The 14,302-nt window shown below is 62.2% G+C and carries 9 protein-coding genes; 3 read left to right on the forward strand and 6 right to left on the reverse strand.

Translation table 11 applies throughout. The annotated features are described in order from the left end of the window. Window positions 1-33: 33 nt before the first annotated feature. On the reverse strand, window positions 34-1,446 hold the full coding sequence (locus HX839_RS01315) for an amino acid permease (RefSeq protein ID WP_003216436.1): 1,413 nt from the start codon (window positions 1,444-1,446) through the stop codon (window positions 34-36). Between the two features lie 656 nt (window positions 1,447-2,102). On the opposite strand from HX839_RS01315, the gene HX839_RS01320 reads away from it, so the two are divergent. The 3 genes from HX839_RS01320 to HX839_RS01330 all read left to right on the forward strand — a co-directional run bounded on the left by HX839_RS01320 (window position 2,103) and on the right by HX839_RS01330 (window position 11,148). After that, entirely contained in the window at window positions 2,103-2,561 is a 459-nt protein-coding gene (locus HX839_RS01320; RefSeq protein ID WP_032899435.1) for a transposase, read from the forward strand. A gap of 253 nt (window positions 2,562-2,814) precedes the next feature. Next, window positions 2,815-5,907 carry a biosynthetic peptidoglycan transglycosylase gene (locus tag HX839_RS01325; RefSeq protein WP_177066632.1) on the forward strand — a complete coding sequence of 1,031 codons (3,093 nt, stop codon included), beginning with the start codon at window positions 2,815-2,817 and terminating at the stop codon, window positions 5,905-5,907. Between the two features lie 135 nt (window positions 5,908-6,042). After that, window positions 6,043-11,148 carry an NEL-type E3 ubiquitin ligase domain-containing protein gene (locus HX839_RS01330; protein WP_177066633.1) on the forward strand — a complete coding sequence of 1,702 codons (5,106 nt, stop codon included), beginning with the start codon at window positions 6,043-6,045 and terminating at the stop codon, window positions 11,146-11,148. 13 nt (window positions 11,149-11,161) lie between these two features. Here HX839_RS01330 and HX839_RS01335 read toward each other — a convergent pair whose 3' ends face one another. Genes HX839_RS01335 through HX839_RS01355 form a run of 5 tightly spaced genes read right to left on the reverse strand, consistent with a single transcriptional unit; the run spans window position 11,162 to window position 14,289 of the window. Further along, window positions 11,162-12,124 carry a fimbrial protein gene (locus HX839_RS01335; RefSeq protein WP_177020502.1) on the reverse strand — a complete coding sequence of 321 codons (963 nt, stop codon included), beginning with the start codon at window positions 12,122-12,124 and terminating at the stop codon, window positions 11,162-11,164. Between the two features lie 36 nt (window positions 12,125-12,160). Then, complete coding sequence (locus HX839_RS01340) at window positions 12,161-12,694, reverse strand: fimbrial protein (RefSeq protein ID WP_023659210.1); 534 nt, start codon at window positions 12,692-12,694, stop codon at window positions 12,161-12,163. Between the two features lie 11 nt (window positions 12,695-12,705). Next, window positions 12,706-13,185 carry a fimbrial protein gene (locus HX839_RS01345; RefSeq protein ID WP_003216426.1) on the reverse strand — a complete coding sequence of 160 codons (480 nt, stop codon included), beginning with the start codon at window positions 13,183-13,185 and terminating at the stop codon, window positions 12,706-12,708. A 14-nt stretch (window positions 13,186-13,199) separates the two neighbouring features. Further along, window positions 13,200-13,697 (reverse strand): fimbrial protein, encoded by a 498-nt coding sequence (locus HX839_RS01350; protein WP_087692799.1) that lies wholly within the window; start codon window positions 13,695-13,697, stop codon window positions 13,200-13,202. Window positions 13,698-13,707: 10 nt separating this feature from the next. After that, window positions 13,708-14,289: a fimbrial protein gene (locus HX839_RS01355; RefSeq protein ID WP_003216422.1), complete on the reverse strand. Its 582-nt coding sequence runs from the start codon at window positions 14,287-14,289 to the stop codon at window positions 13,708-13,710. Window positions 14,290-14,302 lie beyond the last annotated feature (13 nt).

The following is a 14,302-nucleotide window of genomic DNA, read 5'->3' on the forward strand; positions in this document are numbered from 1 at the left end:
CCCGTAAGGGGCTTTTTGTTGAGCGCAGGAAACTCAGCTCGCGGTGCGTGCCGCCGCTTGAGTCGGCTGCAACTTGAACACGTAGAACAACACCGTCAGCAGCACCAGGAACACCGGCCCCACGTAGAGCGCCACACGGGTGTCCGGGAAGTACGCCATCAGGCCCACCACCAGCACCAGGAACGCCAAGGCCAGGTAGGAGCTGACCGGGTACAGCCACATGCGGTATTTAAGGCCGTCACGTTCGGCCTGGGTCAGGCTCTTGCGGAATTTGAGCTGGGCCAGGAGGATCATCAGCCAGGTCCAGATCGCGCCGAAGGTAGCGATGGAAGTGACCCAGACGAAGACTTTTTCCGGAACCATGTAGTTGAGCAGCACGCCCAGCAACAGCACGAAGATCGACAGCAGCAGCGCCTTGCGCGGCACGCCGTTGCTTGAGGTGGTACCGAACGTGGCCGGGGCCTGGCCGTTCTGCGCCAGGCTGTAGAGCATGCGCCCGGTGCTGAAGATACCGCCGTTGCACGACGACAACGCTGCGGTGATCACCACGAAGTTGATGATGCCGGCGGCGGTCTTGATACCCAGGCGCTCGAAGGTCATCACGAACGGGCTGCCCTGGGTGCCGATTTCGTTCCACGGGTAGATCGACAGGATCACGAACAACGCACCGACGTAGAACAGCAGGATGCGCCAGAACACCGAGCCGATGGCACTCGGGATGGTCTTCTGCGGGTTCTTCGCTTCACCGGCGGTGAGGCCGATCATCTCCACGCCCAGGTAGGCGAACATCACCATCTGCAGGGACATCAACACACCCTGCACACCATTGGGCATAAAGCCGCCGTGGGTCCACAGGTTGGAAATGCCCAGGGCCACGCCATCGTTGCCAAAGCCGAACGCGATGATGCCGACGCCGCCGATCACCATGGCGATGATGGTGACGATCTTGATCAGTGCGAACCAGAACTCGAACTCACCGAAAGCCTTGACCGCGATCAGGTTGATGGTGCCCATGCTGATCAGTGCTGCCAGGGCCCAGATCCAGCGGGGTGTATCGGGGAACCACACGCCCATGTACACGGCGACGGCCGTGATTTCTGCCACGCAGGTCACCAGCCACAGGAACCAATAGTTCCAGCCGGTGAGAAAGCCCGCCAGCGGGCCGAGGTAATCCTGGGCGTAGCGGCTGAACGAACCGGCCACCGGGTTGTGCACGGCCATCTCGCCGAGGGCGCGCATGATCACCAGGATCGCCAGGCCGCCGATGATGTACGACAGCATGATCGCCGGGCCGGCCATTTCAATGGCCTTGGCCGAGCCTAGGAACAGGCCGACGCCGATGCATGCACCGAGGGCCATCAGGCGAATATGCCGTTCGCCGAGTTCGCGTTTCAGCGGACCGCCCTGAGCGGTCTCGCCATGGGGCAGATGATTGCCAGCTGGCATAGGGATACAACCTCGTCTTGTTATTGGATATGAGCCACCGAGTCCGGGGCGTCATGGCGGGTCTGCCATGGCGTACCGTTGCCGGATCACCTTTTGGGTAAAACGGTCTGGCCGGGCCAGATCAGCGGGGGTGCAGTATAAAAAGCTAAACCCAGGGGTTTTCACTCTATAAACGGCAAGATTCAGCGGGAACTCTCGGTAAAGGCGCCTTTTGCGGAGGAGCATCACCTGGTTAGCGTAGGAATCATCGCCACCGAACGGCGGCGAGTATTGCACGGTAATGGTGCAGCGTCATGCCCCTACCTTTGGCGGGTTTACGAGTGGGGGAGGCTCTAGCTCGACGGTTTGGGGTTATGTGGCGGGGTTATCTGTGACGAGCGGGCTTGTCTGTGGCGAGGGGCTTGTCTGTGGCGAGGGGGCTTGTCCCCCGTTGGGCTGCGTAGCAGCCCCAAAACCTGCCATAAGTTCTATCCGGAAAAATGCGGTGTCTTTACTGGGGCTGCTGCGCAGCCCAACGGGGGACAAGCCCCCTCGCCACAGACAAGCCCGCTCGCCACAAATCTACCTTCGAGAAACACGCCGACACTGAACTGCAAGAGAGCACTCCACAGCAGCTGCTAACGTCAATTGACTACTTCCCCTCAAGGAGCAAAGGAATGCTTCATCAACCCAACTCTCATCTGTTACGCCGTGGTCGACATTCAGAATCTGGCCGTCCTTATCTGATTACCGCCGTGGTTCACAACCGGCAACCCCTGTTCAAAGACTTCCATTTGGGAAGACTACTGGTAGCAGAATTCAGGAAGACCCATGAATTGGGAATGGTCGACTCTCTGGCATGGGTCGTCATGCCTGATCACTTTCATTGGCTATTTGAGCTGCAAGGCACAACGTTGTCGCAGGCTGTGGGACGTACCAAATCCCGCAGCACCCTCACCATTAATCGCGCACGCGGCAGCAAAGAACGATTCTGGCAACTTGGCTACCATGACCGAGCAGTGCGTAGCGATGAAGACCTTCGCAAAATTGCCCGCTACATCATCGCCAATCCTCTGCGAGCGGGCCTGGTCGAACATATTGGTGACTACCCACTATGGGACGCAGCCTGGCTCTGATTTTTCCTGTGTGGAGAGGGCTTGTCTGTGGCGAGGGGGCTTGTCCCCCGTTGGGCTGCGCAGCAGCCCCAGTAAACACACCGCATTTCTTCAGGAAGATCTTCATGGCAGGTTTTGGGGCTGCTGCGCAGCCCAACGGGGGACAAGCCCCCTCGCCACAAACAGCATCACCCTCACAAATTCCTCCCACTCGCCCACCACCGTCTAAGCTTCAACCAAGTCCGATCAATCTGCGTAAATGGATCAATCGACTATGGGCGCTTTATGGCAAAACGCTTCGACCAAGGCTGCGGTATCCACCGATAGCCCGGATGAACAGCCGTTGCCACAAAGCCCTCCTCCCCGCCGACGGTTGTGGTGGCGGCTGTTCTGGCTGGTTCTGCTGATTGCGCTGATCGCCCTGGGCTTTGCCGCCCTGCGGGAAATGCGCACTTCAAGGTTGCAGGCCAAGACCTTCTCCGACATTGCCTCAACCCTCACCTACCAAATGCATTCGGGCCCCAGTGATGCGCGGGTTTACCCTGGCGCCGGGCCCTTTGACAAGCGCCTGGGCTACAGCGCCCTCGGCGAGTTCCTGCCGCGCTTGATCAAGCGTGACTACCTGATCCAGGCTCAAGCGCGCTTCTCCCCCGACCTGATGGCCTACGCCCAGCGCGGCCTGTTCGTGCCCTACCCGGAAAAGATCCAGGCCGGCCTGACCATCACCGATTGCCGCGCCGCGCCGCTGTATCAGTTCACGTATCCACAACAGTTCTACCCAAGCTTTGCGGCGATCCCGCCGGTGGTGGTCAGCAGCCTGCTGTTTATCGAAGACCGCGACCTGCTAGACCCGAAAAACCCGCAACTCAACCCGGCCGTGGATTGGCCGCGCTTTGCCAAGGCCGCCTGGTCCCAGGTGGCGAAGCTTTTGCACCTGCCCGGCCAGACGGCAGGCGGCAGTACCCTGGCCACGCAGCTGGAAAAATACCGCCACTCGCCCGACGGCCTGACCCTGTCCGGCGGCGAGAAAATCCGCCAGATGATTTCCGCCAGCGTGCGCGCGTATCAGGACGGCCCGCAAACCCTTGCCGCTCGCCAGGACATCGTGCGCGACTACCTCAACAGCGTGCCCCTGTCGGCGGTACCCGGCCATGGCGAAGTGCACGGCATGGCCGAAGGCTTGCGCGTGTGGTACGGCGCCGACTTCAACCAGACAAACGCGCTGCTCATCGGCACCGACCCCAAACAGCTGCCGCAAAAGGGTCTGGCGTTGCGCGAGGTGCTATCGCTGATGATCGCCCAGCGTCGCCCGTCTCACTATCTGTCCAAGGGCCACAAGGAACTGGCGGACCTCACCGACAGCCACATCCGCCTGCTCGCACAAAACAACGTGATCGACCCGGCGCTGGCCAGCGCAGCCCTCGCCAGCAAAGTCACCTACCGTGACTGGCAGCAACAACCGACGATCCAGCCAATCGAAACCAACAAGGGCATCAGCGTCGCCCGCACTCGCCTGGCCGCCCTGCTCAACCAGCCGCTGTACGACCTCGACCGACTCGATCTCTCTGCCACGAGCACCTTGCAAGCCGACCTGCAAAGCCAGGCCAGCACGTACCTCAAGCAACTCGCCGACCCCGCCTTCGCCGCGCAGATCGGCCTGCTCGGGCCCACGCTGCTGACGCCCGCCAGCACCGCTCAGGTTCGCTACAGTTTCAACCTCTACGAGATGACACCCGACGGTGCCCGTGTGCGCGTGCAAACCGACAGCACCGACCAGCCATTCGACATCAACGAAGGCAGCAAGCTGGAACTGGGTTCAACCGCCAAGCTGCGGGTGATGACCACCTACCTGCAAATCGTCAGCGAACTGCATGATAAATACGCTGCGACACCTGCCGCCGAGCTGCGCAAAGTCCCGGTCGAGGACACGGACCGCATTACCCACTGGGCCCTCGATTACCTGGCCCAGAACAGCGACCGCAACCTGCCGGCCATGCTCGACGCCGCCCTCAATCGCCAATACTCGGCCAACACCGGCGAAGGTTTTTTCACCGGCGGCGGCATGCACCACTTCCACAACTTCCGCAGCCAGGACAACGGTCGCAATCCCACGTTGATCGAAGCCCTGCGCGAGTCGATCAACTTGCCGTTCATTCGCCTGATGCGTGACCTGGTGCGCTACAGCACCTATCACGGTGCGAACAACAGTGCCGAGTTGCTCAAGGACGACAGTGACCCGAGGCGCCAGGAATACCTGGCCAAATTCGCCGACCGCGAAGGCACCACCTTCCTGCTCAAGTTCTGGAAGAAATACCGCAACAAGAACACCCAGGCGCGCCTCGATACTTTCCTCGATGGCATGCACCCCACCGCCATCCGCCTGGCCGCCGTACACCGCTACCTGCTGCCCAACGCCAGCCAGGCGAGTTTCAACAGCTTCGTCCGCTCGCACTTGAGCAGCGTCAAAAGCCCTGAAAAACTCACCGACGAGCGCCTCGAAAAGCTCTACCAGAATTACGGCCCCGGTGCCTACGACCTGCCTGACCAAGGCTATATCGCCAAGGTTCACCCGCTGGACCTGTGGCTGATGGGCTACCTGCTGAACAACCCCGACGCCACCTTCACCCAGGCCACCGCCGCCAGTGAACACGAGCGCCAGGAGGTTTACAGCTGGCTGTTCAAGAGCCGCCACAAGAGTGCCCGCGACAGCCGCATCCGCACCATGCTGGAGATCGAAGCCTTCCTCGATATTCACCAGCGCTGGCAGAAAGTCGGCTACCCCTTCGACCACCTGGTGCCGTCGCTTGCCACGGCCATCGGCAGCTCCGGCGACCGCCCGGCGGCCCTGGCGGAACTGGTGGGGATCATCCTCAACGATGGCGTGCGCCAGCCCACCCTGCGTATCGACAGCCTGCGCTTTGCCGCCGACACCCCGTACGAAACCCGCTTGGTCAACGACCCCAATCGCGGCAAGCGCGTGATGCCTTCCGAGGTGGCCACGGCACTCAAGGGGGCGCTGTCCCAGGTGGTGGACGCGGGCACTGCACGGCGCGTGTCCGGCAGTTTCAAACTGGCGGACGGTACGCCTTTGGCCATGGGTGGCAAGACCGGTACCGGCGACAACCGGATCGAAGCCATCGGCGCCGGCGGGCGGATTCTCAGCTCCAAGGCGATCAACCGCACGGCGACCTTCGTGTTCTACATCGGCGAACATCATTTCGGCACGCTGACCGCCTTCGTCCCCGGCGCTTCGGCCCAGGGTTTCAAGTTCACTTCGGCGTTGCCGGTACAGGTACTCAAGGGCATGGCGCCGATTCTTACGCCCTATCTGCAACCGGGCAACAACAGCTTATGCAGCGTGCGCTGATGGGCCTATCCCTGCGCTTTTCACTTGCGGATTACTGAGGGATCCGCCGCGGTTTCCACCCACTATTCAAACTTATCCGCAGCCGTGCCGGTGCATAGACTCAAGCCTTCTTTTTGAGCTCTACAGGTTGCCCCCATGGCCGACATACCCGACCAGTCCCTGCACCACGCGTTTATCGAAAACGCCCTGCCGCACTGGCTGAAAACCACCTCGCCACTCCGCCTGCGCGCACTCAACGACGTCGCCCGCCAAGGCATCCGCCACTATCCCCATGCCAGCGCCAACCAGCATCAAGCGCTCAAGCCCGCGATCGCCGCACACTGGCAGCAGCAGGCTGCGATGGACCAGCGATTCCAGGCATTGACCGACGTGTATGCCTTCGCCGAACCGCTGCTGAAAAATGCCTTGAAGGCCTATGGCGAGATCGACGTCAGAACCACCTGCCTGCGGCTGTATGCCAGCGCCAAAGTTGCCTGGTGGGTGCACGATTTCAATCGTGGGGAGCAAAGCAAAACCCTGTCGCTGCTGGACGTCGCGCTGGCCAACTTTGCCGCCTCGGACACCTTCGTCGACTACGCCTTCCTGTCCGCCGAAGACCCACGCGGGCAGCGGGATACACTGACCTTGCGCCACTCCATCACCGGCGCCGTATTGACCGCTGAACAGTTCAAGCACATCTGCCGCACCCTGGACCTGGGCGCCCGCTACCAGAAAAGCCTGCGCCAGGCCCTGGGGTTCTATGACCCGGCGGTGACCCGGGCCGTGCGCCTGCAGATGATTGCCACTCAGAAGACTGCCCTGGGTACGGCGGCGCACCTGGCCTTGATCAACCGGGACATCGACGCCGATGCCCACGGCGCCGTGCTCGACCTGATCGCCGGCCGCGTCGCGCTGCTGGACGGTCAGGCGCTTGGATGCCATACCCTGAGCCTGATGAACACGGCATTGACCGGCATCCTGTTGCTGTTTGTCCCGCAGCCCACCCGACCCGTCGGCAAGGTGCTGGTGTACATCCCCGCAGACCCCGAACACCCTCTGAAGCAATACCCTTCGCCTGCGGCCTTCCTCAGCCACCTCACGGAAAAACTGCGGGACAGCCAGCGCTACCAGACCTTCTTCAGCCAGTTCATCGACCACGCCAGGCGCGGTGAATTCTTTGCCGGGCTCAATACACGCTTGAGCCGTGTGCGCTGGCATCAAACCGCCCACACCGACCCGCGTCCCAGCTGGCGCGACACCCCGACCACCCAGCCAAACCTGCAATTCAGCGTGCAGGCTATCGGTGACGATCACGTCAATCGCTCAACGCTCGCCGCCGAAAATGACCTGTGGAATTACCAGTACCGCCTCAAGTTGAACAAGATCGTCAACGATGCCCTGGACATCGCCGTGCCCACCGCCACCGCCGACCGCCACGCGCGCTGGGCCTGGTGGGACAACCTGGAAAAAATCCTCGGGGATATCTTCAATGCGGCGCTGCTGGTGCTGACGCCCTTCGTGCCGCTGCTGGGGGAAGCGATGCTCGCCTACAGCCTGTACCAGATCACCGACGAGGTGTTCGAGGGGATTGTCGATTGGGCCCAGGGGCGTGGTGCCGAGGCGGCGGAGCAAGTGGTCGCGGTGGCCGACAGCGTGATCCAGTTTGCCTTGTTCGGTGCTGCCAGCCAGTTGGGCCATGTCGCACGGCTCAAGCTCAGCCCCTTCGTCGAAGGCTTGCGCCCGGTGGTGCGGCCCGACGGCAGCACGCGCCTGTGGCACCCGGATATTGCGCCCTATGCTGTGAAAAACCTCGACCAGCCGCCCATTGTCGACGGCCTGCACACCCATCGGGGCAAGCAGATCCTCGCGCTGCAAGGTACTCACTTCGAAGTGCAGGCAGACCCTGAAACCGGCGACACGCGTATCGCTCACCCGGAGCGCGCCAACGCCTATCAACCCCTGGTGCGGTTCAACGGCGACGGCGCCTTCGTACATGAAGCCGAGCAACCGCGCACCTGGGACAGCGCCACGCTGATGCGCCGCCTGGGGCCGCGCACGGCGCCCTTCAGCAACCAGCAACTGCAGCAGATGCAACGCATCAGCGGTGCCGACGACGGTGTGCTGCGCAACCTTTACGTGCAAAACAGGCCGACCCCGCCGCTGCTGGAAGCGACCCTCAATCGCTATGAAGCCCAGCGCGCTGCCACACAGACCGTGCACACCATTCGCGCCGGCGCACCGCTGCCGCTGGATGCGACGTCCGCCTGGTTCGAGCAGACCATCACCGAGCTGCCGGGCTGGCCCCAAACCAAGGCATTGGAAGTGTTCGTGCGCTCGGACAAGAGCGGTGACTCCCACAAGTACGCCAACCCGCAGGCATCGCCGGCCGACACGCTGCAATTGAGCCTGGCCGAGGTGATGTCCGGCGAGTTGCCGGCGCGGGTGCTGGAGTTTCTCGATGAGCCGTCGATCAGGCACCTGCTGGGCGGCGACGTGCCGCAAGCACTGCGCGTGCAAACCTTGCGCGATCAACTGGCGGACTCGGTGGCGCGCCAGACCGGTGACATCGCCGACTACATCCATCAGGCCCGCCAGGTCAGCGCCGATCCCCATGAACGCCGTTTGCGCGTGCAGGTCAGCCCGCTGGACCGGCCGCTGGCCGACACCCTGCTGGCCGGCACAACCCCGGCCGAACGGCAAACCCTGGACCACCACGTACCGCTGCGCCTGCTCAATCAGGCCAGGGAACTGAGCTTCGCCCAGCACAGTGTCCAGGCCTACGCGGGGTTCTTCCCGCCCTGGGCGATCACCGAAGGTACCGAGCGCCTGGTGCTCAATACCCTCAAGCGCTACAGCGATGGCTTTGGCGACCTGCACCTGCAAATCCGCGATCGCCTGGTCAGCGGTACGCTGCGTTGTGAAGCCGGGCCGGCCGATGCCCGCCGGCGCCGGGTGCTGGTGCGCCAGAACGACATGGGCTACGAACTGTTCGATCAGCAGGGCCAGCGCCTGCATGGGCCGGATACCCTGTATGAATGCCTGTTGCGCGCGCTGTCCGAAGCGCAGCAACGTGAACTGGGCTACCGGCCCGGCCAGGGCGCCGGGCTCAAGCATTGGCTGATGGAAACCCTCGAACCCCTGGCCGAACGGCGCCGGGTGCTGGCCGAGCCACCGCTGCGCAGTACGGCAGATGTGCAGACCACCACCCTGCTCGGCGGCGCGGCCCTCGGCGGGTTGCGCCGCGCCCAGGAGCACCTGGGCCAGGCCCGCGCCCGGGAGGTGCTGGCCAGTCTGTTCCCGACCCTGGAGGAGGAACGCCTGCAGCGGTTCCTCAATGAGATCGGCCCGGGGCTGAACAACGATGTCCTCAATCGCCTGGTCCTGCAGCGGCACAACCTGTACCGGGAGCTGGAGCAATGGAAGCGCCTGCCCGGCCCCCATCCCAAAAACAGCCGCATGGCCCGGGAGGAAAAACTGCGTAAAAATATCATTGCGCACAAACTCTATCGCTGCTGGGAAGACCGCCTCGCCGAGCACCGCGACGACTTGGGCCAGGTGCAGAGCGGCGCGAGCCTGGACCTCAGCGCCCTCGACCTGCCCGGCAGCCTGCCGCTGCTGGGCAATGGTTTCGAGCACGTCACCCAACTGAAGCTGGCCAACTGCATGTTCAACGACAGCCAGTGGCCCTTTCTGCAGGCATTCCCGTCCCTGCGGGAGCTGGACGTCAGTGCGAACGAACTGACGCGGCTGCCCGAGCCCATCGCCAACATGCGCTACCTGCGCGACCTCAACGTGGGGGAAAACCAGATCACGCTGCTCAACGGCGACGTTGCGCGCCTGAAAAACCTCAAGCACCTGCGCAACCTGAACCTGTACCGCAACCCGCTGACGCAGCCACCGAACATCTCGAAAATGCCGCACCTGCGCCGCCTGTTCCTGAGCCGCACCCCCATCACCCAGTGGCCCACCGGGCTGTTTGCCCACCCACGGGAGGAGGGTTTCCTGCTGGACCTGAGCCAAACCCGGATTGATCATGTGCCAGCGCTCATGGCCGACAGCGCCGAGGCCCGGACCGTCGCCCATACCCGCCTGGACCGCAACACCCTGCTCAACGACCAGCGCCTGCTGTACGAGCAGTACCGCGAAGCCGCCGGACTGGACCCCAACCGCAGCTATGAACCCCGTGGAGAGAGCGGCCCGTGGCTGGAACGGGTCAGGCCGCCGTTACTGGGCAGGCGCCAGGAGCTGTGGCAAGCGGTGGAGCGCGAGCACGGCTCCCAGGGTTTGTTCGAGGTGATCAAGGCCCTTGAAGCGCCCGACTTCTTCCAGCGGCCCCAGGACATGGACACCTATTGGGACAATCTTGAAACGTTGCGCGAGCGCGTCTGGCGTTTGCTGGAGGCGGCCCACAACGATACGGCGCTGCGTGAAAAGCTGTTCAAGATGGCCAGTTTTCCCGGCCTGTGCGCCGACGGCAGTGCACAGATTTTCAATGACCTGGGCATCGAAGTGCTGGTCAGCGAAGCCCAGCGTTACTCCGCCTCGGCCAGCGAGCGCGAGGGCAAACTGGTGACGCTGGCAAAGGGCAATGCACGGCTCAAGCAATTGAACCGCATCGCCAGCGAGGACATTGCCCATCGGCTCAAACCCGAAGCCGAAGGCGGCCTCGGCCAATGGCTGCGTTCGCAACGACGGGAGGGCGTGATGGGTAACGTGGACGACGTGGAGGTCTACCTGAGCTACCAGACCTCCCTGGCCAAGCGCCTCGACCTGCCCTGGCTGTCGGAACACATGCTGTACCGCGACACCGGCGACGTAAAACCCACGCAGATCGAACAGGCCTACAGCACGGTGCTGGAGCTGGGCGAAGGCGATGGCCTGGTCAACCAGATGTTGCTGGAGCCCTATTGGGAACAGTACCTGCACGACCACCACCCGAACACCCTTGAGGCCAATGCCCGGCATTTCGACGAACAATGCGCACGCCTTGATGAACTGCAGGAAGCCCAGGCCAGACTGACCCAGGCCAACGGCTTACCCGCCGAGCAGAAGGAAGCGTTGAGGCTCACGCTGATCGGCCTCGCCGACGCCCTGGGTGTACCGCACCCGCAGGTGCTGACCGGGCAACCCATGACGGACGACAGCTACAACCTGCTGCTCAACGAACTGGGCTACCGCGAAAAACAATGGATGCGCGAGTTGACCCACCAGGCGTTGGAACGCCACAGCCAACAACGTAACCGCGTGACGCGCCAGGTCTGAACGTATGGGTGTGTCATGGCACACCCATTACCAACACGCCGTTGCCATTTACGACCCCCTCGACAGGCAGGGACCCCGCCTGCTTGACCAGGGCGAACGTTACAACGTCGCTCCCGGAACTGTTGGTGATACGGGTCAGGAACGAGCCATTGACTCGAACCGCAGTCCCCTGACGGACAAGGGCCGTGCCCACGTTCCGATTGCTCATCACCAGCGCATTGGCGTTGAACGAGGACGGCGTGCCTTTGTAGGTAATGGTGATCGGCGTGGTAATCCCCGGGTCCGGGCACCGGTAGGTCAACGTGTGATCTTTACGAACAGTGGTGGACAGCGGTTCCGTGCCTATCGCCCTCTGATGCACGTTGCCGAAGTCGATATTGATCGGCTGGTTATTGTTGATCGTGCACGACGATGGAGAGATCGCGAATTTATTATCCGCGGTGTACTGGAGAACAAGCCGCGTGCGGTTTGAATCGTAGTTGTTTGTCTGGTCCAGCGTTAACGTTCCAAGGATGTCCCCTCTTTCAACTTCGATTGGGTTGGTCGGATTGTTTCTTATCAAAATATAGGGCGTTACATTGACTCGTACCCCAATACCATTATTTGGCATGACAGATATTCGAATTCCGCCCGGGACGGGAGTATTCAAGTCTGAGCCGTTAATTCGTAGACCGGTGCCGAAGCCTGCGAATTTTCCGCCGGGCGCCCAGGCAGATGGCGCAGTTGCCCAGTAGTCCTGCCTCCAAGCGGGATGGCCGTCCAAGAGAGAGTACCGACACTCCAGGTTCGCCCCATCAAGCAGAATACGGCTCGTGTCCGACCCCAATCGGACAGTCACCGGGACCGTTAGGCTTACAGTTTGTCCAGTGTCCAATCGCTTCCAGGGCCCGCCATTGACCCGGCAATCAGCCGCTTTCACGGTCGTCGTAATGCCAGCCAGGGCAAGCAGCACAACGGCTCCAAATAGTCGTTTCATGTTGTTCTCTTTCATCCCATGCATAACGGTTTAGCGTTACGGATAATCCAGCGTAAACGTCGAAGTCACACGGTAGCTGCCGTGCCCGATGGTCTTGTCCCGCAGGGCATCCGGCTCACCCTGCACATAGGCCTTGAGCAGGATGACGTTGTTGCCGGGGCTCAATTTCTGCTCGTCGCCGACCTTGTTCACCGGCACCGGCTTATCGCTCAGTGTCTCCAGGCCCAGCCCGATACCTGAGGCACCACTGCCACCATCCAGCGCGAACAAACCGGGCAGCGCGCGGTTTTCCGCACCGTTGAACAGGATGGTCACCGAGTCGCTGATAGTGGTATTGCAGTCATCCAGGTGCAGGGTGAAACGTTTGCCCACTGAGCGTGTGTTGATGTAGAGGTGCTTGCTGGTCAGGTCCCACAGCTCCAGGGTGATGGCTTCATCGCCCGGGCGGATGGTGCAGGCCTGTTCCACCAGGTTGCCCTTGAACCTCAGGTTGTCCACCGCCTGCGCCGTGGCCGCCAGGCCGAAGGTCAGCAGCAGGGCCAGGCCCTTATGAATCATTGCGTGTCGCATACACTCGACTCCTACTGGTATTCAGCCAACAGCGTGGCCACCGCCGTGAACCCTTGGGCCTTCAGGACCGAACCCGGCCGTTTGACCGGCACCACTTCCAATGTCGGCGGTGCAGCCAGGCTGATGTCCAGCGGCGTGTTGAGGCGAAACGGCGCGTTGTTCTGATACAGCCGAATCCCCAGGTCAGGCGCAGTGGTCTGCAGGGCCGCGTTATCAAAGCTTGTCTCTGCGCCCTTGACGCTCAACTTCAACAGCCACGGCAGCGTGGAGGCGCCGCAGCGGATGGTGTAGCCGACGGCCCTGCGATATTTCACGCCATCAACACGCTTGGTGCCGACATCCCCGAAATCGACTTCAATCGTGCTGCCCGAATCAATCGTGCAGGGCGGCGGCTCGTTCAGCGTTCCGTTGAACGTCAGGTTGGCCGACGCAGCACTGAAAAAGCCGAAGCAACACAAGCCGAGCAACGTTCGCTGTGGCCAACATTTCATTGATCGTTTCCTCATTATTGGTACTCGATCACGAGGGTGGCGGCGGTCGCAAATGCCCCGCCCGTCAGCGTGCTGCCTGCGCGCTTGACCGGCACCGCCTGCACGACCGGAAAGGTCGGATGGGTAAACCTGAGCGGCGTGTTCAGCGGCCAGTCCGCCCCATTGGCGAAGAGCTTGACCCCCAGGTCGGTCTTGGGGGTCGAGAGCACTTTGTTATCAAACCCGGCTGCCGCGCCCTTGAGTTCCAGGGTCATCGCGTTGCTGTAAACGGGAGGACTGCAGGTGACGGTATACGGCACGTCCCGTCGATAATTCACGCCATCAATCCGTGACGTCAGCAGGTCATTGCCGAACGGCACATTCAGCGTGCCGCCGCTGTTAATCACACACGGTGGAGGTGCAATGATGGTCGCGCGGATCGTCAGGTTGGTATCGGCCTGCACGCCCTGGCTGACCGCCCACAGCAGTCCCGCACCGATAAAAATGGCCCACGGGCCGGTTAACCTGGTCATTGTTCTGCCCTTACTCATAATTGAGCCTGAAATCCACCACGGCCCGGAATGCACCGCTGGTCAGGGGTGCCGGGGTGCGCGTGGGCTGGACGTTCCAGGTCTGCGTGTTGCGGCCCAAGGGCAAGAACAATGGCTCCCCCCTTGAACCCAGCTGTACATCGCGCCCCTGGGAATCGGTCAGGCGCAGGCCCATCCCGGTGATGCCTTGCACCTTGACCAGCCGTGAATCATCGGCATCGGCTGGTGCGATGAACGCCACCGAGAGCACCGGTTGATAAGCACTCCATGTCAGGTTCCCCGTGCGTTCACTGGCGATGCGGCCGGCGGTGCGCCGGCAATCCTCGAACAGCAGTTGAAAGGCCACGGAGGTCGCCTGGTCACCCGGCCGTTGCAACTGGCTGGCCGACACCGGGCCCAGGTCGATCGTCTGGTGCAGGGATGCCATCTCCAGGCTGCAGGGGGTTTCGTGCATGGACCCGAGAATGTTGAGCATCCCGACCATGCCCTCCACATCCTCGTCATCCGCGGCGTGCGCCGGCCCCATCAGGGCCAGCAACAGACCGCCCAAGACCTTCACTGTGTGCAACTTCATGACGTTCTCCGGC

It is taken from the genome of Pseudomonas sp. I8001 (assembly GCF_013385345.1).
Classification (GTDB): Bacteria; Pseudomonadota; Gammaproteobacteria; order Pseudomonadales; family Pseudomonadaceae; genus Aquipseudomonas.